At 72.0% G+C, this 20,488-nt stretch carries 22 protein-coding genes; 10 read left to right on the top strand and 12 right to left on the bottom strand.

The window, feature by feature from the left end; all coding sequences use genetic code 11:
- Positions 1 to 83: 83 nt before the first annotated feature.
- Both ACFQ11_RS21595 and ACFQ11_RS21600 read right to left on the bottom strand, forming a co-directional pair.
- Entirely contained in the window at positions 84 to 1,157 is a 1,074-nt protein-coding gene (locus ACFQ11_RS21595; protein WP_378301359.1) for an ABC transporter permease, read from the bottom strand.
- On the bottom strand, positions 1,154 to 2,056 hold the full coding sequence (locus tag ACFQ11_RS21600) for an ABC transporter ATP-binding protein (RefSeq protein WP_378301361.1): 903 nt from the start codon (positions 2,054 to 2,056) through the stop codon (positions 1,154 to 1,156). The genes ACFQ11_RS21595 and ACFQ11_RS21600 overlap by 4 nt, the downstream gene beginning before the upstream one ends.
- A gap of 386 nt (positions 2,057 to 2,442) precedes the next feature.
- Here ACFQ11_RS21600 and ACFQ11_RS21605 point away from each other — a divergent pair, with 386 nt between their 5' ends.
- On the top strand, positions 2,443 to 4,533 hold the full coding sequence (locus tag ACFQ11_RS21605; RefSeq protein ID WP_378301363.1) for a DNA gyrase/topoisomerase IV subunit B: 2,091 nt from the start codon (positions 2,443 to 2,445) through the stop codon (positions 4,531 to 4,533).
- Between the two features lie 137 nt (positions 4,534 to 4,670).
- Here the strand turns inward: ACFQ11_RS21605 and ACFQ11_RS21610 are convergent, their stop codons facing one another.
- On the bottom strand, positions 4,671 to 5,492 hold the full coding sequence (locus ACFQ11_RS21610) for a hypothetical protein (protein ID WP_378301365.1): 822 nt from the start codon (positions 5,490 to 5,492) through the stop codon (positions 4,671 to 4,673).
- 226 nt (positions 5,493 to 5,718) lie between these two features.
- Here ACFQ11_RS21610 and ACFQ11_RS21615 point away from each other — a divergent pair, with 226 nt between their 5' ends.
- The 3 genes from ACFQ11_RS21615 to ACFQ11_RS21625 all read left to right on the top strand — a co-directional run bounded on the left by ACFQ11_RS21615 (position 5,719) and on the right by ACFQ11_RS21625 (position 8,112).
- A complete protein-coding gene (locus ACFQ11_RS21615) occupies positions 5,719 to 6,885 on the top strand; it encodes a sensor histidine kinase (protein ID WP_378301367.1) in 1,167 nt (388 codons plus the stop codon).
- 7 nt (positions 6,886 to 6,892) lie between these two features.
- Complete coding sequence (locus ACFQ11_RS21620) at positions 6,893 to 7,546, top strand: response regulator transcription factor (protein ID WP_378301369.1); 654 nt, start codon at positions 6,893 to 6,895, stop codon at positions 7,544 to 7,546.
- A gap of 221 nt (positions 7,547 to 7,767) precedes the next feature.
- Positions 7,768 to 8,112 (top strand): steroid Delta-isomerase, encoded by a 345-nt coding sequence (locus ACFQ11_RS21625; protein ID WP_378301371.1) that lies wholly within the window; start codon positions 7,768 to 7,770, stop codon positions 8,110 to 8,112.
- 24 nt (positions 8,113 to 8,136) lie between these two features.
- On the opposite strand, the gene ACFQ11_RS21630 is transcribed toward ACFQ11_RS21625, so the two are convergent.
- Positions 8,137 to 9,297, bottom strand: a complete 1,161-nt coding sequence (locus ACFQ11_RS21630) for an esterase-like activity of phytase family protein (RefSeq protein ID WP_378301373.1) — start codon at positions 9,295 to 9,297, stop codon at positions 8,137 to 8,139.
- 87 nt (positions 9,298 to 9,384) lie between these two features.
- Positions 9,385 to 9,870 carry a nitroreductase family deazaflavin-dependent oxidoreductase gene (locus ACFQ11_RS21635; RefSeq protein WP_378301375.1) on the bottom strand — a complete coding sequence of 162 codons (486 nt, stop codon included), beginning with the start codon at positions 9,868 to 9,870 and terminating at the stop codon, positions 9,385 to 9,387.
- A 304-nt stretch (positions 9,871 to 10,174) separates the two neighbouring features.
- Between ACFQ11_RS21635 and ACFQ11_RS21640 the strand changes: the two genes are divergently transcribed.
- The 3 genes from ACFQ11_RS21640 to ACFQ11_RS21650 all read left to right on the top strand — a co-directional run bounded on the left by ACFQ11_RS21640 (position 10,175) and on the right by ACFQ11_RS21650 (position 11,666).
- Positions 10,175 to 10,777: a PadR family transcriptional regulator gene (locus tag ACFQ11_RS21640; protein ID WP_378301378.1), complete on the top strand. Its 603-nt coding sequence runs from the start codon at positions 10,175 to 10,177 to the stop codon at positions 10,775 to 10,777.
- A 116-nt stretch (positions 10,778 to 10,893) separates the two neighbouring features.
- Positions 10,894 to 11,271, top strand: coding sequence for an SgcJ/EcaC family oxidoreductase (locus tag ACFQ11_RS21645; protein ID WP_378301380.1), 378 nt, complete (start codon positions 10,894 to 10,896; stop codon positions 11,269 to 11,271).
- Positions 11,268 to 11,666, top strand: a complete 399-nt coding sequence (locus tag ACFQ11_RS21650; RefSeq protein WP_378301382.1) for a hypothetical protein — start codon at positions 11,268 to 11,270, stop codon at positions 11,664 to 11,666. The genes ACFQ11_RS21645 and ACFQ11_RS21650 overlap by 4 nt, the downstream gene beginning before the upstream one ends.
- Positions 11,667 to 11,738: 72 nt before the next feature.
- Here the strand turns inward: ACFQ11_RS21650 and ACFQ11_RS21655 are convergent, their stop codons facing one another.
- Entirely contained in the window at positions 11,739 to 11,873 is a 135-nt protein-coding gene (locus ACFQ11_RS21655; protein ID WP_378301384.1) for a hypothetical protein, read from the bottom strand.
- Between the two features lie 434 nt (positions 11,874 to 12,307).
- Here ACFQ11_RS21655 and ACFQ11_RS21660 point away from each other — a divergent pair, with 434 nt between their 5' ends.
- Positions 12,308 to 12,553 (top strand): hypothetical protein, encoded by a 246-nt coding sequence (locus ACFQ11_RS21660; RefSeq protein WP_378301387.1) that lies wholly within the window; start codon positions 12,308 to 12,310, stop codon positions 12,551 to 12,553.
- Position 12,554: 1 nt separating this feature from the next.
- Here the strand turns inward: ACFQ11_RS21660 and ACFQ11_RS21665 are convergent, their stop codons facing one another.
- Complete coding sequence (locus ACFQ11_RS21665; protein ID WP_378301389.1) at positions 12,555 to 13,157, bottom strand: cysteine hydrolase family protein; 603 nt, start codon at positions 13,155 to 13,157, stop codon at positions 12,555 to 12,557.
- A gap of 61 nt (positions 13,158 to 13,218) precedes the next feature.
- Positions 13,219 to 14,190: a GlxA family transcriptional regulator gene (locus tag ACFQ11_RS21670; protein WP_378301391.1), complete on the bottom strand. Its 972-nt coding sequence runs from the start codon at positions 14,188 to 14,190 to the stop codon at positions 13,219 to 13,221.
- Positions 14,191 to 14,331: 141 nt separating this feature from the next.
- Between ACFQ11_RS21670 and ACFQ11_RS21675 the strand changes: the two genes are divergently transcribed.
- Entirely contained in the window at positions 14,332 to 15,399 is a 1,068-nt protein-coding gene (locus ACFQ11_RS21675) for a hypothetical protein (protein ID WP_378301393.1), read from the top strand.
- 139 nt (positions 15,400 to 15,538) lie between these two features.
- On the opposite strand, the gene ACFQ11_RS21680 is transcribed toward ACFQ11_RS21675, so the two are convergent.
- The 3 genes from ACFQ11_RS21680 to ACFQ11_RS21690 are packed head-to-tail and all read right to left on the bottom strand — an operon-like array spanning position 15,539 to position 16,951.
- The gene (locus tag ACFQ11_RS21680) at positions 15,539 to 15,829 is read right to left on the bottom strand and encodes a DUF397 domain-containing protein (protein ID WP_378301395.1); all 291 of its coding nucleotides are present in this window, start codon (positions 15,827 to 15,829) and stop codon (positions 15,539 to 15,541) included.
- 55 nt (positions 15,830 to 15,884) lie between these two features.
- Positions 15,885 to 16,094 carry a DUF397 domain-containing protein gene (locus ACFQ11_RS21685; protein WP_378301397.1) on the bottom strand — a complete coding sequence of 70 codons (210 nt, stop codon included), beginning with the start codon at positions 16,092 to 16,094 and terminating at the stop codon, positions 15,885 to 15,887.
- Positions 16,095 to 16,096: 2 nt separating this feature from the next.
- A complete protein-coding gene (locus tag ACFQ11_RS21690) occupies positions 16,097 to 16,951 on the bottom strand; it encodes a helix-turn-helix domain-containing protein (RefSeq protein ID WP_378301399.1) in 855 nt (284 codons plus the stop codon).
- 254 nt (positions 16,952 to 17,205) lie between these two features.
- Between ACFQ11_RS21690 and ACFQ11_RS21695 the strand changes: the two genes are divergently transcribed.
- Positions 17,206 to 17,922, top strand: a complete 717-nt coding sequence (locus tag ACFQ11_RS21695) for an ATP-binding protein (protein ID WP_378301402.1) — start codon at positions 17,206 to 17,208, stop codon at positions 17,920 to 17,922.
- A 33-nt stretch (positions 17,923 to 17,955) separates the two neighbouring features.
- Here the strand turns inward: ACFQ11_RS21695 and ACFQ11_RS21700 are convergent, their stop codons facing one another.
- A complete protein-coding gene (locus tag ACFQ11_RS21700; protein WP_378301404.1) occupies positions 17,956 to 20,448 on the bottom strand; it encodes a DNA gyrase/topoisomerase IV subunit A in 2,493 nt (830 codons plus the stop codon).
- Positions 20,449 to 20,488: the final 40 nt, after the last annotated feature.

Consider the following 20,488-nt stretch of genomic DNA (forward strand, 5'->3'; position numbering starts at 1 on the left):
AACATCTAACCCGACGCAGACGTTCCCAACCTGCTTGTTCGTACGCCCACAGCAGAATGGGCCCATTAGTGACCGACGTCACATTAGGCGTCGTCCCATCGGAACAGCCGGACGGCGACCAGCGCGCCGACGATCGCAACGCCCAGCAGGACGCCGATTTGCGGCAGTGCGGACATGGGGCCGAGGCCGCGTCCCATCACGTTCAGCATCCCCTCGTTCAGATATCGCAGCGGGAAGATGTACGAGAGCGTCCGCATCCACTGCGGGGACGCCTCGAGGGGGAAGAACGACCCGCCGAGGAACGCCATCGGCAGGACGATCAGTTGCGTGACGGCCTGCGCGGTCTCCTGCGTCTTCGCCCACGCGCCGATCACCATCCCGATCGACAGGAACGCCAGGACGCCCGCCAGGACCATCGGGACGGCCATCCACCAGGCCCCGCTCAGCCGCAGGCCGAACATCGGGAGCTGGGCGACCAGGACGAACAGGGCGAACTGGATCAGCGCGACGGCGAGGCTGACGGCGACGCGCGCGGCGAACACCGTCGGGATCGGCGCGGGCGAGAGCTGAAGGCGGCGCAGGATGCCCTTCGTGCGCCACGACACGAGCGTCTGCGACGCCCCGAACACCCCGGCGGACGCCAGCGCCCACCCGAGCAGGCTGGGCGTGAAGAACTGGATCGCCTGCAGGGAGTCGTCCTCGACCTGCTGCGCCGACATCGAGTACGCGGGCGGCCGCCCCGTGGCCGCGACGTTCGACGACTGCACGATCCGGTTCATCACGCTGCGCACCGTCCCCGCCCGGACCTGGTCGGCGGCGGAGTAGTGGACGATCAGCTCGTTCCCGCGCTGCTCCACCACCGCGGCGGCGTCGCCCTTCTCGACCTCCCGCAGGGCCTTCGCCCGGTCGGGCGCCGCGGTCACCTCGAGCACCCCGCCGAGCTCGTCCGGCGCCCCGGCCATGGCGCGGTCCACGATGGGCACCGGCCCGACCTTCAGCACCTCGACCTTCGAGGTCGACTGGCTCCCGAAGATCCCGGCGAAGATCACCAGGAACATCAGCGGGAACACGATGGTGAAGGCGAGAGCGCCCCGGTCCCGCAGGAACCCGAGGAGCATGGCCCGCGACAGGCTCTTGAAACTGGCGTAGGTGCTCATGCCCGGTATTCCCGTCCCGTGACGTGGAGGAAGACGTCCTCGAGGGTGGCGCCGTGGATCTGGACGCCGTCCAGCGCGTCCTTCGCGGCCATCGCGGCGACCACGGCGGACGGCTCCCGCGTGGAGATCGTCAGCGACACGCCGTCGTCGGCCGCCGTGTCCGCGCCGGGCAGCCGCCGCGCGTCCTCGGCGGGGAGCACCCCGCTCGGCACGCTGATCCGCGCCGGGGCGTCCAGGCCGCGCACCAGGACGGCCGGCGGGCCGAGGCGCAGCATCCGCCCCGCGTCCATGATCGCCACGCGGTCGCAGAGGATCTCCGCCTCGTCCATGTAGTGCGTCGTCAGCACGATCGTGCGGCCGCCTGTGTTGATGCCGCGCAGCAGGTCCCACAGGTTGCGGCGCGCCTGCGGGTCGAGCGCGGCCGTCGGCTCGTCCAGGAACACCAGCTCCGGATCGTGGACGAGCGCGCACGCGATCGACAGCCGCTGCGCCTGCCCGCCCGACAGCTTCTCGACCCGCACGTCCGCCTTGTCGTCCAGCCCGACCGTCTCCAGCATCGCGTCGGCCCTGCGTGCCGGGACGCCGTAGAGCGAGCCGAACGTGCGCAGTTGCTCGCGCGCGGTCAGCCGCTCGAAGAACGAGGACGCCTGCAACTGGACGCCGATGCGGGGTAGCAGCCGGGGGTTGCGGGGCCACGGCCGCGCCCCGAGCACCGAGATCTCGCCCCCGTCGGCCTCCCGGAGGCCCTCGATGATCTCCAGCGTGGTCGTCTTGCCGGCCCCGTTCGGCCCGAGGATCCCGAAGAACTCGCCCTCGCCGACCTCGAAGGTGACCCCGTCCACCGCGTGGACGTCTCCGTAACGCTTCCGGAGGCCGGAGACCTCGATCGTGTTCGCCATGCCGAGGACACTAAGGAGGCGGCACCTGCGGACACACCCCACGCAAGGTGGATATTCCGGATGTCCACCCGCAGGTCCAGAGCCTCCCGTGATCGCCGCGCGCCGGGCGCGTCCGATGCGGCGGGACGGCGACGCCTTCCGCGAGTTCGATTGCGTGTTCGAATCCCGTGGCTTAGTGTCTCCGCCGTGGTGCGCGATGGGAGGCGCGCCCGAACGCAGGATCAGCCACGGACGGCACCGCCCCGCGACGCGGAGGCGGGGACGGACGCGGGGGACCGGCGTGCCCGAGCCGGATCGGACACGCGACGGAACACGCAACCCGTGTTCCGTCTCATAAGGGCGGTACCCTCGTGCCGAATGTCCTACCCCCGAGGAGCACACGCACGTTGACCGCCGCGACCGCCGAAGTGACGACCGAAGACCCGCACGGCTACTCCGCCCGGCACCTCTCGGTGCTGGAGGGGCTGGAGGCCGTGCGCAAGCGACCCGGCATGTACATCGGGTCGACCGACAGCCGCGGCCTCGCCCACTGCCTGTGGGAGATCGTCGACAACTGCGTGGACGAGGCGCTGGCCGGGTACTGCACCCACATCGGCGTGACGATGCACGCCGACGGTTCCTTCGAGGTGGCCGACGACGGCCGCGGCATCCCCGTCGACCTGGAGCCCAAGACGGGCCTGCCGGGCGTCGAGCTGGTCATGACCCGGCTGCACGCGGGCGGCAAGTTCGGCGGCGTGTCGTACACCGCGTCCGGCGGCCTGCACGGCGTGGGCGCGTCCGTCGTCAACGCCCTGTCGGCCCGGCTCGACGTCGAGGTCGACCGCGACGGCCACACCCACGCGATCAGCTTCCGGCGCGGGCTGCCCGGCGAGTTCGCCGACGACGGGCGGCCGAACGCGCGGTTCAAGAAGAAGTCCGGGGTGCGGCAGATCCGCAAGGTCGCCAAGAAGGTCACCGGGACGCGTGTCCGGTTCTGGCCAGATCTGCAGATCTTCCTGAAGGACGCGACGGTCGAGCGCGAGCTGGTCATGGACCGGATGCGGCAGACCGCGTTCCTCATCCCCGGCCTGACCATCGACGTCCGGGACGAGCGCGGCGACGAGGTCGTCGACGAGACGTTCCGGTTCGACGGCGGCATCGGCGAGTTCTGCACGTACCTGTCCAAGGACGCCCCGCTCATCGACGTCCTGCGCCTGCAGGGCCGCGGCCACTTCACCGAGACCGTCCCCGTCCTGGACGAGCAGGGGCATCTCACCCCGACCGACGTGGAGCGCGACCTGGAGGTCGACATCGCGCTGCGCTGGGGGAGCGGCTACGACACCGTCACCCGCTCGTTCGTCAACGTGATCGCCACCCCGAAGGGCGGCACCCACGTGCGGGGGTTCGAGAAGGCCGTGGTCAAGGTCATCAACGACCAGCTTCGGGCCGCCCGGCTGCTGAAGAACGGCGACGAGGACGTCATCCGCGACGACGTCCAGGAGGGGCTGACGGCCGTCGTCACGGTCCGGCTGCCGGAGCCGCAGTTCGAGGGGCAGACCAAGGAGATCCTCGGCACCTCCGCCGCGACCCGCATCGTCTCCAAGGTCGTCGACCGCGAGCTGCGGGCGATCTTCGAGAACCCGCCGCGCGCGCAGAAGCAGGCGCTCCGGGCCGTCCTCGAGAAGATCGTGGGCGCGGCCAAGACCCGCATCGCCGCCCGCACGCAGCGCGACAACCAGCGCCGCAAGAACGCCCTGGAGAACTCGGCGCTCCCGGCGAAGCTCGTCGACTGCCGGACGACGGACGACCGCAGCGAGCTGTTCATCGTCGAGGGGGACTCCGCCCTCGGCACCGCCAAGCTCGCCCGCAACTCCGAGTTCCAGGCGCTGCTGCCGATCCGCGGCAAGATCCTGAACGTGCAGAAGGCGTCCGTCGCCGACATGCTGAAGAACGCCGAGTGCGCCGCGATCATCCAGGTGATCGGCGCGGGCTCGGGCCGCACGTTCGACATCGACGCCTCCCGCTACGGGCGGATCATCCTGATGGCCGACGCCGACGTCGACGGCTCCCACATCCGGACGCTGCTGCTGACGCTGCTCTACCGGTACATGCGGCCGATGCTGGAGGAGGGCCGCGTGTACGCGGCCGTCCCGCCGCTGCACCGCATCGAGCTGATCAAGCCCCGTAAGGGCCAGGACAGGTACGTCTACTGCTACAGCGACGCGGAGCTGCGGCAGAAGCTCGTCGAGTTCGAGCGCAAGGGCCGCCGCTGGAAGGAGCCCGTCCAGCGGTACAAGGGCCTCGGCGAGATGGACGCCGACCAGCTCGCCGAGACGACGATGGACCCGCGGCACCGCATCCTGCGCCGCATCCGGATCGGGGACGCCGAGGAGGCCGCGAAGGTGTTCGACCTGCTGATGGGCAGCGAGGTCGCGCCGCGGCGGGCGTTCATCACCGCGGGCGCGTCCGAGCTGGACGCCGAGCGCATCGACGTCTGACCCGCGTCCGGGCGGGGCACCGAGCGCCTGCTCGGCCGGAGAGAGCGTCGGACTTCTGATCCGATGCCCTCTGGGGCGCGCCCGTGCATGTCGTCGGGGCGAGCCCGGGGCCGCGCGGCGGACCCGGGCTCGCGGCGTCAGCCGCCGATCCGCAGGCTCTTCAGCCTCTGGACCGGGTCGCCCGCCGAACGCGCGGCGGCGCCGGTGAGCGGCGCGTACGTGGCGAGGGCCAGGTACGTGTCGAACTCCGCCGTGTTGTCGCCGGACGGCGACGGGAGCCCGGCCAGGTGGTCGGTGATCGGGCCGAGCAGCCAGCACCCGGACGTCTTCGGCACGGAGAACGTCGTGTCGCGGGCCGGCATGTTCAGGATGGGCGGGTGGTGGAAGGTGTCGTTGACGTCGCCCTCGGTCACGATGGTGATCTCGCTGAAGTCGACGCCGAGGTTCAGCCGCAGCGGGTCCTGCGCGGAGCCGATCGCGCAGCCCTCCGGGGCGAGCGCGTTCAGCACGTTGATCTTCATGTCGAGTCCCGCGTTGGGCAGCTCGAAGGTGAAGCCGCCGGTGTACTCGGGCTGCACCTCCACCTTCACCCCGGGCCAGTCGTCGATGGCGGGGATCGGGTAGCCGAGGAGCCCGAACACGCCGCCCGGGATCTTCATCGGCCTGCCGCTCATCGTCACGCTGGTGAACTCGGAGTTGCTCGTCGGCGTCCGCTGCAGCGCCTGCACGACGATGCGCATCTCCTCGGAGATCTCCTGGGTGATGCCGCCCAGCTTCATGGACCCGTCCTGCACCACCATGATCATGCAGGTGGCGAGCCGCGGGTCCTGGCCCGCGGGCAGCGGCGGGCACTCCGCCGACGGGTCGATCGCGGGCACGCCGGCCACGGGCGCCGCCGGAGCGGCCTGGGCGGGCTGGGCCGCGAACGCCGCCAGGGCGATGCTGAGGGGTGCCGCCATCAGGGCAGCGCGAATCTTGGCTTTCACAAAGGGCCTTCCGTGCGTGGACGCGGGACCTGGAGCGGTCCACGCGTTCCCGGACACCGATTCAAAAACCTGAGAGTTTCTCAAACAAGATCGCGAGTGTGGCCGCATCCGGCCAAGTCGGTCTCCACCCGGCGGTGGAGACGGGGTTCCAGCCGGGCGCCGATGCCTCCGGCGGCCGGGAACGCATACCGTCTGTTCCATGGACGAGTCGGTGAACTGCGGCGGTGTGTTCCGGCGCGCCGATCTGGTCGCCCGGACGATCGTCGTCGGCGCCCTCATCGGCTGGGGAGTGGGTTCCTACGTCTACCGCCTGTTCACCACCGATCCGGCGCCAGGCCTCTCCGGTGCGGGGCTCCCCGTCCTGCTGCTCAACATCGCGCTGTTCGCCCTGCTGATCTGCGGGCTGCGCGGGCGGAAGGACCCGGGTCCGTGCGCGGGCTCGCGCTCCCGCAGCCCGCTGATCCCCTGCCTGGTCGCGGCCTTCCCGGTCGCGGCGGCGCTGTACATCGTCAACCCCGACTTCGACGGCGCCTTCTACCTGTGCATGCCCGCGCTCTGGGCGCTGAGCATGCGGCTGCCCCTGCACTGGGGGCTGGTCAACGGCGCGCTCATCGCCGCCGCCGTCGCGGCGCTCGGCCATGTCGTCGGCGGCGGCGCCGACCTCGGCCTCCTGATCGCGTTCGCCGGCATCATCCTCGGCGGCGTCGCCACCCGGCAGGGCATGGCCGCCCAGCAGGCCGCCCGCCGCGCCGAAGCCGCCAACGCCGTGCTCGCCGAACGCTCCCGCATCGCCCGCGAGATCCACGACATCCTCGCGCACTCCCTCTCCGCCCAGGTCGTCCACCTGGAGGGGGCGCGGCTGCTGCTGTCCCGGGACGGCGACCGCGTGCAGGCCCTCGACCGGGTCGAGCGCGCCCGCAACCTCGCGCGCTCCGGCCTCGAGGAGACCCGCCGGGCCCTCGCCACCCTCCGCGGCGACGTCCCCGAACCCCGCGAGGTGCTCGCCGACCTCGCCGAGGACTTCTACGCGTCCACCGGCCGTCCGTGCGACGTGCAGGTCACCGGCCCGGTCCGCGAACTGTCGCCGCAGGCCGGGCTGACCGTCGTCCGGACGGCCCAGGAGGCCCTCACGAACGTCCGCAAACACGCCCCCGGCGCGCGCGCGAACGTCTCGCTGCGCTACCTCAAGGACATCGTGGAACTGGAAGTGACGGACACCGGCGGGACGGAGCCGGGCCTACACTTGGGCGGCGGCGGATACGGCCTCGTGGGCATGCGCGAACGCGCGGAGCTCATCGACGGAACGCTCGAAACGGGCCCCGACGGGCAGGGCTTCCGGGTCGCCCTCCGCGTTCCGGTGGGATGAGGGAACGGTGAGCAGCACGAGAATCCTGGTCGTGGACGACCAGACCGTGGTCCGCGAGGGACTCGTCCTCCTCCTCGAACTGCTTCCCGGCATCGAGGTCGCCGGTTCCGCGGCGGACGGCGAGCAGGCCCTCGCCATGGTCGCCGACAGGCGCCCCCACGTCGTCCTCATGGACCTGCGCATGCCCCGCATGGACGGCGTCGAGGCGACGCGCCGCATCCGCGAGGAGCACCCGGACACCGAGGTCGTCGTCCTCACCACCTACGCCGACGACGAGTCGATCTTCGCCGCGCTCCGCGCGGGCGCGCGCGGCTACCTCACCAAGGACGCCGGCGCCGACGAGATCGCGCAGGCCGTCGCGGCCGTCCGCGACGGCGCCGCCCAGCTCGACCCGTCCGTGCAGCGCCGGCTCATCGAGGCGGTCGCGACGGGAGACCGCCCGCGCACGTCCCGCACCGGGCTCCCCGACGGGCTCACCCGCCGCGAGGGCGAGGTCCTCGCCCTCATCGCCCGGGGCCGGTCCAACGCCGAGATCGCCGGTGACCTGTACATCAGCGAGGCCACCGTGAAGACCCACATCAACAACCTGTTCGCGAAGGCGAACCTGCGCGACCGCGCCCAGGCGGTCAGCTACGCCTTCAAGCACGGCCTCGCCGACTGATCCCACCGCCGTAACTCGGGCGGTGTAACTCGGGCGGTGTAACTCGGGCGGTGTAACTCGGGCGGTGTAACTCGGGCGGTGTAACTCGGATGGTGTAACTCGGATGGTGTGATTACAGCGGCGTCATCGCCGGCCGCGATCGGGGTGTCCGCCCACCGGGAAACGGCCGGGGCCGGGCGGCCGACCGTTGCTAGCCTCCCGCCATGCCATCTCAAGAGCACATGAAAGCCGCACTCCAGGCCTACGTGGACGGCTTCAACGCCGGTGACCCCGCCGTCGTCGTCGCCCTCTTCGCCGACGACGCCACGATCGAGGACCCGGTCGGCAATCCGCCCATCACCGGACGGGACGCGATCGCCGAGTTCTACGCGAACAACGTCGCGTCCGGCGCCAAGCTGTCCCTCGACGCCCCGATCCGCGGCTCCCACGGCAACGCGGCGGCCATGGCCTTCACCGTGGAGATGCCGAACATGCGCATCCGCGTCATCGACGTCATGACGTTCGGCGACGACGGCAAGATCAGCACGATGCGGGCGCACTGGGGCCCCGCCGACATCGAGTCCTGAGCGCGGGCTCCCCGGCCGGTCCCGTCACGGGAGGGCGAGGGCGATGATCTTCGTGGGGAGGTCGGGGCCGAAGGCGCCGAAGTTGTCGTCGGCGACGAGCACCAGCGTCCGCTCTCCGGTGCGGAGCCTCGGCCCCCAGGTCATCCCCTCGACCACGCCCACGCCCGCCAGCTCCGCCACCGGCCTCTTGCGGACGGGACGGACCCACGGCGCATCCGCGAGCGAGTGCACGCGCGCGACGTCCGTGGCGCCGTCGAGGACGGCCTCGTGGATGCGGACCCGCGTGCCGAGGCTCCCCCCGGCGCCGACCCCGACCTCCCGCTCCAGCACCAGGTAGCGGCCGTGACCGGCGGCGAGGATCGCGGAGACGCCGGTCGCGCCCGCGGCGGCCGACAGCGGCCCGACCGGGTACGCGTACTGGCCGGTGACTCCGCCGCCGCGCGTCTGCACGGTCAGCCGGACGAGCGCGCCCGCGTCCGGCCCGGGCTCCGGGCCGTCCTGCAGCAGCGGGGCCTCCAGGACGCTCGTCACCAGCCGGCCCCCGGCCGCGAACGTGAAGCCCTCGATGCCGCGGTTCTGCCGCGGCCCCCGGTCGTCCGCGACGATGTGCCCGTTGCGCGGCAGGCGGAGCCGCCCCGCGAACCGGCCGTCCGGCCGTGCCCGCCGGATCGAGGGGTCGATCAGCGTCGGCGCACCGCTCCGCGGGACGATCCGCTCGCCCTCCTGGCTCCACCACACGTGCCCGCTCAGCGGGTCGAACCGGATGTCCTCGGGGTCCACCGGGGCGAGAGGGTCGCATCGCGCGCGCGGGCCCGCGCACGGGGCGGCCGTCCACGCGTCCATCGACGGGTAGGTCGTGCCGTCCGGCCGCAGGAACGGGCGCGTCCCGGTGATCTCGACGGCGCCGAGCCCGGACGCGGAGACCTCGATGTCGGCCGTGTAGAACCGGGCGGGGGCGAGCCGGGACCGGTCGTCGGCGACCAGCACGTACCGTCCGGTCCGCGGATCGCGGTCGATGCCGGACAGCCCGCCCACGGTCGTCCCCGCGTACTGCAGGCCGGACGGGAGCGTCCTCGTCCCGAGCACCCGCGCCTCCCGGTGCGGCGGCGCCGCCGCGGCCGGCGGTGGAGCCGCCGCGAGGGCGGCCACGGTCAGCCCGGCGGCGATGCACGCGCGTGAGATCATGCCCGTATCGCAGCAGCGGAGCGGGCCCGCGGACATCGACCTTCCCGGTCTGCGGGAAACGAGGCCGGACGGCACGGGCCGCGCGGGTCAGCCGGATCCGCCCTCGCGGGGGACGAACCGGACGAACGGCGTCCGTTCGCCGACGGCGCGGAAGTCGTCCACGCCGCCGTCGACCGCGTAGCCCATGATCGAGCAGAGGCGCCGGGCGGTGCGGGGATGCCGCGGCCCGTACCGGGCCATCAGCTCCGCGCCCTCCTCGCGCGTCAGCGGGACGGCGGTGACCGGGACGACGCGCCGCCCCACCTGCACCGTGACGTCCGGAGTCTTCAGCACGTTCCGGTACCAGTCGGCCCGGGGCCCGAAGCCGGACGCCGCCACGTACCCGTCCGGCCCTCGTTCGACGACCTCGATCACGGCGCGGCGCGTCCTGCCCGACGTGCGGCCGATGTGGGTGAGCAGCATGATCCGCCGCGGCATGAGCGCGCCGAGCCGCCATCGGTAGAAGTGGATCGGCAGCCGCCAGAGCAGGCGGCGCACGCCGGACGGCGGTGCGGGCGTCCTGACGATCTCCACGATGGCCTCCGCGCGATCGGGCGTTCGCTTGAGTTGGTCGCCCGATCAATGTAGGGGCGGCGGGCCGCTCCCGTCATCGCGATTCCGCGCGGTGCTCAGGGGCCGCAGATGCCCGGCGCCCTGCCGGTCACGGCCGGGTTCTCGGTCGTGCCCACGCTCGGCCCCCTTCGCCAGCGCGTGCACGCCCGTCCGGCCCGTCGCGTCGATGACCAGGAGGCGCCTGTGATGCCTCCCTCCATAATGCAGGTTGCTCTATAGAGGACGCAGACAGCTATAATGCAAGCTGCACTATGAAGGGAGGCGCATGGCCCGGCGCGCCGATCTGGTCGGCCTGACGGTGCTCGCCCTGCTCACGGTTCGGGCGAGCCACCCGTACGAGCTGCACCGCCTGATCGTCGACACCCACAAGGACTACGTGACGGGGCTGCCCAGGAGCCTCTACCACGCGGTCGAACGGCTCACCGCCGACGAGCTGATCGCGCCGGTCGAGACGGTCCGGGAGGGGCGCCGCCCGGAACGCACCGTCTACGAGATCACCGACGAGGGCCGCCGCGAACTGGCGACCCGCCTCCGGACGCTCCTCGAGACCCCGGGCCCCGACCGCCGCACCTTCACCGCGGCCGTCTCGCTCGTCGGCGTCCTGCCGCCGGCCGACGCGCTGCAGTCGCTGCGCACCAGGGCGGCGACGCTCGAGGGGATGCTGGCCGGGGCGGACGGCCACCTGGGCGCCATGCGCGAGAGCGGCCTGCCCGACCTGCTGATGATCGAACTCGACTACGAGCGGACGTTGACCGCGGCCGAGCTCGACTGGGTGCGGGCGCTCGTCGCGCGCCTGGAGTCGGGCCGGCTGGACTGGTCGAGCACCACGGACCCGGAACTGCTGGCCAAGGTGCTCGGCGAGCGATGAAGAAAGCGGCCGCCGGGGTGCGCCAACACCCCGGCGGCCGGACATCCGAACAAGGCGCCTGGCCTGTCCGAACACGCGATCCCAGGATAGGCGCCGCGACCACGAGGAGTTGCGTCGTGTCCGTACACACCGAAGTCGCCGGCCTGCTGGAGGGCCTCGCCCGGGCATGGAACGCCGGCGACGCCGCCGCCTACGCGGCCGCGTTCACCGAAGACGCCGACTACATCTCGTTCGACGGGCGCCGCACCCGCGGGCGGGACGCCATCGAGTCCTCCCACCGGTGGCTCTTCGAGGGTCCGCTGAAGGGCTCCACGATGGGCGGGGCCGAGAGCGAGGTCCGCCCGCTGACCGACGGCGCCGCCCTGGTGATCTCCGTGGGCGGCACTGCCGTCGCGGACGGCCCGCGGCGCCCGTCGATCGCCACCCTGACCGCCGTCCACACCCCGGACGGCTGGCGCTTCGCCTCCTTCCAGAACACCCGGGTCACGGCATGAGGAGGCCGCGACCGCTCGCCGAGGCGGCCGGGATCGTCGAGGCGCCCGCCGCACGCGTCTGGGACGCCCTCGCCGCCGAGCTGCTGCCGGACGGCAGGCGCACCGGACGGTTCCGGGTCCAGGACGCTCCCGGCCACACCTCGACGGTCGAGGTGACCGGCCGGACGATCGCCTTCCAGGGCGGCTGGTGGTACCGCGGCGAATGGAGCGTGGAGCCGCACGCCGACGGCGCCCGGATCGTCCACCGGGTCTTCAACGTCGCGCGCGCGACCCGCTGGGCCGTCCCGCTCGCCAACCGCATGTTCGTCGGCTTCGCCGACGACACGCGCACGGCCTTCATCGAACGGCTCGACCGCGTCGGCCACCGTTTGAACCGCCCCACCCGCCCGGCCTGACCCGCCCGCATCGGTGGCCGCGGGGGCAGCCGCGGCCACCGATGCGGGCGCCGGCACCGGCGCCGGACGTGCCTACCCGCCGAGAACGTCCACCCGCAGACCCGCGTCCCTGAACCGGGTCGCGAGTAATTCCAGCTCGACGAACGTCCCGTCGATCCCCCGGGACCGCAGGCGCGCCGCCGTGGCCGTCACCTCGGAGAGGGGCACCCCGAGGTGATCGCGGACCGCTTTCAGGGTGAGAAGGGGGCCCGCGGGTTCTCCGGCGATCGTCAAGGTGGCCGGGCCGTGCTCCGACAGGAGCGCCCGCCTCAGCTCGTCCGGCGCTCTCCCCGGCCCGCAAGCGTGGGTCTGGGAGCCGCACGGCTCGCATCGCCTCTCGATGTTCCATTGCAGCTCATCGCGAAAGACGAGCTGCGATCCGGTGCATTCGAGCGGTGAGCGGCACTCGGGGCACCGGGCGCGCCACGACGCCGATCGGCCGATCGGAACAGGCCCGGCCATGATCGCTAGGCCGGTAGTGCGTCGAGGACACGGGCGAGCGGGTCGATGTCGCTCGAATCACCTGCCACTGGACCTCCGTACGGATCGGTTTCCGGCTATGACTGATAGCACGATCGGCGCACCGATCCTTGGGAGGCCCCGTGTCCGGCGGCGTCCTGCTCGCCGTCCGGCGCACCGAGGAGGACCGCATGCCCATCCGGCGACCGTCGTTCCTGCCGTCCCTGGACGAGCTGGAACGGCAGGCCCAGGACCGTTCGGCCCGCCGCAGCCCGCCCGGCTCGCAGTTCGATCACCCCACGGCGAAGTACGTCCTCCTCGCCGTCCTCGCCGTGACCGTGCTGGCGCACGTCATCGGGGGCATCGTGTTCGCGATCGTCGGGTTCTGACTCAGCCGGGCAGGTCGTCGACGCGGGGCGCGACGAGCCCGAACAGGTCGCCGATCGTGGTCAGCGCGGCGGCGTGCAGCGCGTCCGCCGGCACGGCCGAGCCGTCCGGACCCGCCAGCGGACGGGTCGCGCACGCCTCGGCCACGACGGTGGGCCGGTAGCCCAGGTTGAACGCGCCCTGGGCGGTGAACTGGACGCACATGTGCGTCATGAAGCCCGCGATGACCAGGTCCGGCCCCGCGTCCATGCGGCGCAGCACGTCGTGCAGGTCGGTCTCGTGGAAGGAGTTCGGGAACCCCTTCACCACGACCGGCTCGCCGTCCCGGGCCGCGACGGGCGCCGCGATCTGCCCGATCTCGGCGCGGATGTCGTACGGGCTCCCCTCGCCGCCGTCGTTGACCACGTGCACCACGGGGGTCCCGGCGGCGCGGGCCCGTTCCAGGAGGCGGGCGCCGGCGTCCAGCGCGCGGTCGGCGTCCGGCAGCGCCATGACGCCGGTGCGGTAGGTGTTCTGGAAGTCGATCAGGACGAGCGTGGCGGACGACAGCGCGGGCAGGGCGCCGTCGAGGCCGATCACGTCGCGCAGGGTCGTCGAAACGGTCATGGATGCTCCTTCGGATGGCAGGGGTGATCACCGGCCGGACGGCCGGGGGTACGGGGGATCGTCAGGCGGCGACGCGGAACCGTCGCCGGTAGGCCGCCGGGGTGGTGCCGAGCCGCCGCCGGAACGCCCGGTGCAGCGTCTCCGCCGAACCCAGCCCGCACGCGGCGGCGACCCGGTCGAGCGGCTCGTCGGTGCCCTCCAGCAGGCGCCGGGCCTCCTCCACCCGCGCGGCCTCGACGTAGGCGGCCGGGGTGCAGGAGGTCTCCTTGCGGAAGACGCGCGCGAAGTGCCGCTCGCTCAGGCACATCCGCTCGGCGAGGGCCGCCGCCGACAGGTCGGCGGTCAGGTTCGCGGTGATCCACGCCCGCAGCTCGTCGATGTCGCGGCGCTCGGCGGGGGCCTGCCACAGCGGGACGCTGAACTGGCTCTGCCCGCCCTGCCGCTTGAGGTACATCACGAGCTGCCGCGCGACCGCGAGCGCCACCCGCTCGCCGTGGTCCTCCGCGACGAGGGCGAGCGCGAGGTCCATGCACGCGCTGATGCCCGCGCCCGTCCACACGTTCCCGGACCGGACGTAGATCGGGTCGGGGTCGACGGTCACGTCGGGGTGGTCGGCGGCCAGCCGGTCGGCGGTGGCCCAGTGCGTCGTCGCCGTGCGGCCCGCGAGCAGCCCGGCGGCGGCGAGCAGGTGCGCGCCGACGCACACCGAGGCGACGCGGCGGGCGTGCGGTGCGGTCTCGGCGATCCACCCGACGAGGGCCGGGTCGATCACCGGCGCGCCGTCGCCGTCCACCGCGCCGGGCACCAGGAGGGTGTCCACCCGGTCGCCGACCTGCTCGAACGTCAGGTCGGTCGCGACCCGCACCCCGGCGCTCGTCCGCACCGTGCCGCCGTCCGGCCCCGCGAGCAGCACCTCGTACGGCGTCCCCGGCAGCTCCCGGCCGGCGAGCGCGAACACCTCGGCGGGTCCGGTGACGTCGAGGAGGTCGACGTCGGGGAACACGGCGATCACGACACGGTGCGGAGCGGGCATGAGTCCATTGTCGCCGTTCCCGCAGGTGACCGCCATGACGAGGACCTGTCACATCCGGACACCCGACCGCCGCACGACTTCGCCACCGACGGCGGAAAACCCGTCGCGCCGGTGATGGACGGCCCGCCATGCTGCCGGACGATGGACGGCGAAGAGTTCTACACCTCTCCCGACACCCTGCTCGGTGCGCTCCAACACGGCCTCGGACGGGGCGCGGCCCGCGCGATGCGCGATCCGGAAGCCGCGTCCTCGGCGGTCCTGGCCTGTCTGCGGCGCGATCACCGCTGGTGGTGGACGGTCGACGAGCGCGCCGTCTACCTGGCCCGGCTGGTCCGCGACCTGAAGATCCCCATCGCCCGGGTCTTGGCGGTACTGGACGGCGTTCCGCCCGAGGACGACGAGAACGGCGCGGGCCTGACGCTGGAGGTCCTCGAGGTGCTCGGCCGAACCGGAAACCGGGAGGCCGTCGAGGGCGTACGCCGCCACATCATCGAGGGGCCGCACTGGGCCGAGGCTCTCGAGACGGTGGCCTCCACCTGGGACGCCGCGCTCTGGGACGACCTGTACCCGCATCTGCGCGGCCGCCTGGCCACCGCCGACCTCGGCCGCGTCCTGTGGATAGGTGCGCCGTGGACCCGATGGGCCGAGCGGGACGAACGCATCGCGGCGGTGATCGAGGCCGCCCCCGACGGCCGGAGCCGAAGTACCCCCGAGCCGACGCGGGAGCCCGATCTGGCGCAGGCCCGGCGATGGGTGGAGGCGCCCGGCCACCCCCGCTACTGGGCCTCCGCGCACGTGCTGGCCCGCGAGGGCGAAGAACGCGACGTCCCGGCTCTCCTGGCGGCCGTGGACCGGGTGCATACGCGCGCGGAGGGCCTTGACCGGTGCTACCGCGGCTTGATCGAAGGGCTGGCCCGCATCGGCGGCGGAGAGGCGGCGCGGATCGTCCCGCGGCTGCGGCGGCTGTGGTTCACCCCGCACACCTACGAAAGGGCAGCCGTACTGCGAGCGCTCATGCTGTTCGCCCCGGCGGGCGAGCCTCCCCGTCACCTGCTCGAAGGATTGGGGGACTGCGAAGCGGACGTCCGGGAACTGGCGGCCACCCACGTCGGACTCACCGACCGCACTCGCCGCCACCTCGCCTACCTGCGCGAGGACCCCATGGAGACGCCCGAGGTCCGCGCCGCCGCCGCACGCCGCCTGGACTGAAACGGCGGATCGGCCCAGATGGCCGCCCCGTAACGGGCGCCGATGCCGCGCCCCCGGCGAAAGCGCCCGGCGGCGGTTTCTCCGTGCACCTCGACCGAGACGAGGCCCGGCACGGCCCGCTCACCGGCGAGCCCGACGTTCATCCTGGCGGCATCCCAGGCGGCGGGTCCGTAACCCCGGCGTGCCGGACACCGCACGCCCGGGCCCGCGAGCCGAAGTCAGGGGAGGTCGTGGGCGCCGGTCTTGATGCCGGTGAGGAGGGCGGCCCAGACGCGTGGGGGAGGGTCAGGCGGGGGCCGTCCGGGTCCTTGGAATCCCGGACGGCGCACAGTCCGAGACCTTCCGCGACCTCGACGCAATCGTCGCCTGCGGGCTGGGAGTAGCTGCTCTTGCGCCAAGTGAGAGCCGTGTCGATGGGGGGCTGGGGCATGATTAGCACTCCTCCGCGACTCTGGAGATCAGGTCAAGCGACTCGGCCGAGCCGATCAGGGGAGGTCGTGGGCGCCGGTCTTGATGCCGGTGAGGACCCCGGACCAGGCGCGCGGGGTGAGGGCGAGGCGGGGCCCGTCCGGATCCTTGGAATCGCGGACGAGGCAGAACTCGGGAGTCCTGGCCAGTTCGACGCACTGTCCGTTGGCCTGCGTGTGGCTGCTCTTGCGCCAAGTGAGAGCCGTGTCGATGGGGGGTTGGGACATGACTAGCACTCCTCCGCGACTCTGGAGATCAGGTCAAGCGACTCGGCCGGGCCGATCGCCTTGGCCGTCAGAAATGACCACGCCAGGTTGCATGTCCGTATTTCTTCCGGTTTCTCCAAATATAGATCGCCGGCGATGGTTTCGATGTACGGGATCGGTTCCGACGTCTCCGCGAAGCGAATGATCGCGAACGAGCCGGCGGTGCCGGGGTGGGCTCCTGCGGCCAGCGGTAGAACCTGGACCTTCACGCGTGGCAGCTTGGCGCGATCGAGGATGTGGCGCAGTTGCGCTCGCATGACCTCCGGGCCTCCGACGAGTCGGCGAAGAGCGGCCTCGTCGATGATGAACCAGAGGCGGGGCGAAGGGGTTTCGGTCAGGAGAGTCTGCCTGGCCATCCGAACTTCGACGCGCCGCTCGATCTCCTCCTCGCTCATCTCGGTCAAGGTGCCCGACATCATCGCCCGTGCGTAGTCCGCGGTCTGGAGGAGGCCGGGCACGGACAACGGCTCGAAGTTGAGGACCTCTGATGCTTCGGCCTCCAGGCCGATGTACTCGGCGTACTGGGGAGGGAGCACGTCACGGTATGCGTGCCACCAGCCCCGTTGGCGTGCTTCCTTGGCGAGCCCAATCAGCTTGTCCCGATAATCGCCCGGCTCGACCCCGTAGACGTCGAGGAGGCGTTTGAGGTCTTTGACCTGAATGCCGCGCGCGCCGGTTTCAATCCGACTTATCCACGGTTGTCGGACGTCCATGGCCTCCGCCACCTGGGCATTCGTCAGTTGGCGGTCGTGGCGAATTTTCCGGAGTTCGCGTGCGAGAAGCCTGCGGCGGAAGGTCGGGCTGTGCTCTCGAGACATCAACACCTCACTCTATGGCTTGATCTCATGCGGTGATCGGGTGTCCAGTAGAGGAATTATTCCAAAGGACTTGTGCCACATTCGGGGATCGTGAATAGTCCCACCTATCACGAAGAGCGAGCGGCTTGTGACTCTTGGTGCGGCTGTCTCGTAGCGACGGATCGCGGGTGGTGGTCATGGTGTGGGACACGATTGGCGGGCCGGAGCCTGGGGCCGAGGCTGGGGCGGAGCTGGTGCGGCGGGGTGGGTGTGCCGTGCGGGGGCTGCCCGTGGACGGGACGTGCGCCGGGACCGCGCGGGGGTTCGTGCGGGACGTCCTCGCGGGGCTCGGCCTTCCGGGCGGCCTGGTCGGGGACGCGGTGACGATGGTCTCCGAGCTGGCGACGAACGTGTTCGTCCACACGCTCGGCGGTCGCGTCCTCGGCGTCGCGCCCACGGCCGGGCTGCCGGAGGTGCGGATCTACGGCAGGGAGAGCGGGACGGAACTCGTCGTGAAGGTGTTCGACTCCGGGCCCTGGATCGGGGCTCCGCCCTGCGGGGACCTCCGGCCGGACGCCGGGGCGGAGGGCGGGCGGGGACTCGAGATCGTCGATGCCCTGGTGCGCGAGCACGGGGGCCGGTGGGGGCTCCATCGGAGCCGGGCTTCCTTGGGGCCCGCGCCGGTGTCGGGGAAGGTCGTCTACTTCGGGCTTCCCGTGGACGGGCGCCTGCCGGCGGCTCCCGTCCCCGACTGCCGCCGGGCCGTCGCGGAGCTGGCGCGGGAGCTGGCCGCGCGGGGGATCGAGCGCACGAACCTCAGTGTCGGGTGGGGGATGGCCGTCCTGTCGGTGCGGGCCGGGATCACCGCGTGGGTGCGGGACGGGGTGGTGTCGGTGACCTTGCCTCCCGTGGGGACGCGCGCGTTCGCGGCCTCCGACCTGGCCGATGTCGCCGAGGAGATCGTCCGGTGCGGGGAGGAGATGGACGTGTGAGCGGGCCGGGCCGCGCGGCCCGGCCCGCTCGCGTCACTCCTCGGGTGCCTCGGGCTCCTCGGGGGGCGGCGGGCCGAGGGGGCCGCTGATCGTGGTGATCGTCGTGTCGAGTTCGTCGCCGGAGCCGTCGCGGCGGCCCAGCGGGGCGTTGAGGTTGGCGGGCTTGCCGCCCGGGCCCGCGGCCCGCAGGGGCGTCGGCGCCGCCCACGCCTGCAGGAGGACGTCCTCGCCCTTCAGGAACCGGTGCGAGCGGACGCCGCCGGTGGCCCTTCCCTTCGAGGGGAAGTCCGCGAAGTCGGCGATCTTGATCGCGCCGGTCTGCGTGCCCGGCAGGGCCGAGGACGAACCGGAGATGGTGATCACCCGCGCCTCGCGCGCCGGGTCGATGGCGCCGAACCACAGGACGCGGGCGTCCGCGCCCAGCTTGATGCCCGCCATGCCCCCGGCCATCCGGCCCTGCGGACGGACGAGCGACGCCGAGTAGTGCAGGAGCTGCGCGTCGTTCGTGATGAAGACGAGGTGATCGTCTTCGGAGCGCAGGTGGACGGCGCCGACGACGCGGTCGTTCTCCTTGAGGGTGATGACCTCGAACTCGTCCCGGTTGTGCGGGAAGTCGGGGACGACCCGTTTGACCACACCTTGGACGGTGCCGAGGGCGAGGCCGCCGCCGGTCTCGTTCACGGACGCGAGGCCCACGATCGTCTCGTCCGGTTCGAGGTCGACGTACTCGGTGACCGGGGCGCCCCCGGCCAGCGACGGCGGCGTGGCCGTCGGCGGCAGGGCGGGGAGGTCCACCACCTCGATGCGGATCATCCGCCCGAGGTTCGTCACCGCGCCGACCTGGCCCCGGACGCTCGAGGGGACCGCGGAGATCAGGACGTCGTGCGGCGCCCGGGGCCCGCTGTCGGGGATCGGGGCGGCGTCGTGGGTGCGGGCGAGGAGGCCCGTGGACGACAGGAGCACGAAGCACGGGTCGTCCGCCACCTGGAGCGGGACGGCGCCGGCGGCCTGCTGGCCGGACGCCTCGAGCAGCACCGTGCGGCGGGGCGTCGAGTACTCCTTCGCGACCTCGCCGAGTTCCTTGGAGACCAGGTTGCGGAGCTTGCGCTCGGACTCCAGGATCGCGGTCAGCTTCGCGATCTCCTTCGCGAGCTGCTCCTTCTCCTTCTCGAGCTCGATCCGGTCGAAGCGGGTCAGCCGGCGCAGCGGCGTGTCGAGGATGTACTGCGCCTGGATCTCCGACAGCTCGAAGATCTCCATCAGCCGCTGCTTGGCCTGCGCGGCGTCGTCGCTCTCCCGGATGATCCGGATGACCTCGTCGATGTTCAGCAGCGCGACCAGCAGGCCGTCGACGAGGTGGAGGCGGTCCTCGCGCTTCTTGCGGCGGAACTGCGAGCGGCGCCGGACGACGTCGATGCGGTGGTCGATGTAGACCTGCAGGAGGTCGCGGAGGCCGAGGGTGCGGGGCTGCCCGTCGACCAGCGCGACGTTGTTGATGCCGAAGGTCTCCTCCATCGGCGTCAGCTTGTACAGGTCGGCGAGGACGGCCTCGGGGTTGAAGCCGTTCTTGATCTCGATGACCAGGCGGAGGCCGACGTTGCGGTCGGTGAGGTCCTTCAGGTCGGCGATGCCCTGCAGCTTCTTGGCGTTGACCAGTTCCTTGATCTTCGCCTTGACGCGCTCGGGCCCGACCGCGTACGGGAGCTCGCTGACGATGATGCCCTTGCGGCGCGGCGTGACGTTCTCGATGGTCGTGGTGGCGCGGGTGCGGAAGGTGCCGCGGCCCTTCTCGTAGGCGTCGCGGACGCCGTCCAGCCCGACGATCTTGCCGCCGGTGGGCAGGTCGGGGCCGGGGACGAACCGCATGAGGTCGTCCAGGGTGGCGTCGGGGTGGTCGATGAGGTGCCGGGCGGCGGAGACGACCTCGCCGAGGTTGTGCGGGGCCATGTTGGTGGCCATCCCGACCGCGATGCCGGACGCGCCGTTCACCAGCAGGTTCGGGAACGCCGCGGGCAGGACCTCCGGCTCCTGCTCCTGGCCGTCGTAGTTCGGCCGGAACTCGACGGTGTCCTCGTCGATGGACCCGACCATCAGCATGGCCTCGCGGGTCATGCGCGCCTCGGTGTACCGCATGGCGGCGGGCATGTCGTCGCCGCCGAGGGACCCGAAGTTGCCGTGCCCGTCGACGAGCGGCATCCGCATGGCCCAGCGCTGCGCCATCCGCACCATCGCGTCGTAGATGGCGCTGTCGCCGTGCGGGTGCAGCTTGCCCATGACCTCGCCGACGACGCGGGCGCACTTGACGTGCCCGCGGTCGGGACGCAGCCCCATCTCGTTCATCGAGTAGAGGATGCGGCGCTGGACGGGCTTGAGCCCGTCGCGCGCGTCCGGGAGCGCCCGCTGGTAGATGACCGAGTAGGCGTACTCGAGGAAGCTGCCGCGCATCTCCTCGGAGACATCGACGTCGACGATGTTCTCTTCGAAGTCCGGCGGCGGGGGAGGGGCTTGGGATCCGCGTCGTGCCATGCGCCTTATTGTGGCCGGTCCCAGGGACAGTTGCGCACAC

The organism is Actinomadura sediminis, assembly GCF_042675525.1.
In the GTDB taxonomy this organism is placed as follows: Bacteria; Actinomycetota; Actinomycetes; order Streptosporangiales; family Streptosporangiaceae; genus Spirillospora; species Spirillospora sediminis.

What these genes read in the sequence shown, in the direction of transcription:
- ACFQ11_RS21595 (WP_378301359.1), bottom strand. Translation starts at nt 1,157, where the DNA reads ATGAGCACCTACGCCAGTTTCAAGAGCCTGTCGCGGGCCATGCTCCTC.
- ACFQ11_RS21600 (WP_378301361.1), bottom strand. Translation starts at nt 2,056, where the DNA reads ATGGCGAACACGATCGAGGTCTCCGGCCTCCGGAAGCGTTACGGAGAC.
- ACFQ11_RS21610 (WP_378301365.1), bottom strand. Translation starts at nt 5,492, where the DNA reads ATGGCGGCACCCCTCAGCATCGCCCTGGCGGCGTTCGCGGCCCAGCCC.
- ACFQ11_RS21615 (WP_378301367.1), top strand. Translation starts at nt 5,719, where the DNA reads ATGGACGAGTCGGTGAACTGCGGCGGTGTGTTCCGGCGCGCCGATCTG.
- ACFQ11_RS21625 (WP_378301371.1), top strand. Translation starts at nt 7,768, where the DNA reads ATGAAAGCCGCACTCCAGGCCTACGTGGACGGCTTCAACGCCGGTGAC.
- ACFQ11_RS21630 (WP_378301373.1), bottom strand. Translation starts at nt 9,297, where the DNA reads ATGATCTCACGCGCGTGCATCGCCGCCGGGCTGACCGTGGCCGCCCTC.
- ACFQ11_RS21640 (WP_378301378.1), top strand. Translation starts at nt 10,175, where the DNA reads ATGGCCCGGCGCGCCGATCTGGTCGGCCTGACGGTGCTCGCCCTGCTC.
- ACFQ11_RS21650 (WP_378301382.1), top strand. Translation starts at nt 11,268, where the DNA reads ATGAGGAGGCCGCGACCGCTCGCCGAGGCGGCCGGGATCGTCGAGGCG.
- ACFQ11_RS21665 (WP_378301389.1), bottom strand. Translation starts at nt 13,157, where the DNA reads ATGACCGTTTCGACGACCCTGCGCGACGTGATCGGCCTCGACGGCGCC.
- ACFQ11_RS21670 (WP_378301391.1), bottom strand. Translation starts at nt 14,190, where the DNA reads ATGCCCGCTCCGCACCGTGTCGTGATCGCCGTGTTCCCCGACGTCGAC.
- ACFQ11_RS21675 (WP_378301393.1), top strand. Translation starts at nt 14,332, where the DNA reads ATGGACGGCGAAGAGTTCTACACCTCTCCCGACACCCTGCTCGGTGCG.
- ACFQ11_RS21680 (WP_378301395.1), bottom strand. Translation starts at nt 15,829, where the DNA reads ATGCCCCAGCCCCCCATCGACACGGCTCTCACTTGGCGCAAGAGCAGC.
- ACFQ11_RS21685 (WP_378301397.1), bottom strand. Translation starts at nt 16,094, where the DNA reads ATGTCCCAACCCCCCATCGACACGGCTCTCACTTGGCGCAAGAGCAGC.
- ACFQ11_RS21690 (WP_378301399.1), bottom strand. Translation starts at nt 16,951, where the DNA reads ATGTCTCGAGAGCACAGCCCGACCTTCCGCCGCAGGCTTCTCGCACGC.
- ACFQ11_RS21700 (WP_378301404.1), bottom strand. Translation starts at nt 20,448, where the DNA reads ATGGCACGACGCGGATCCCAAGCCCCTCCCCCGCCGCCGGACTTCGAA.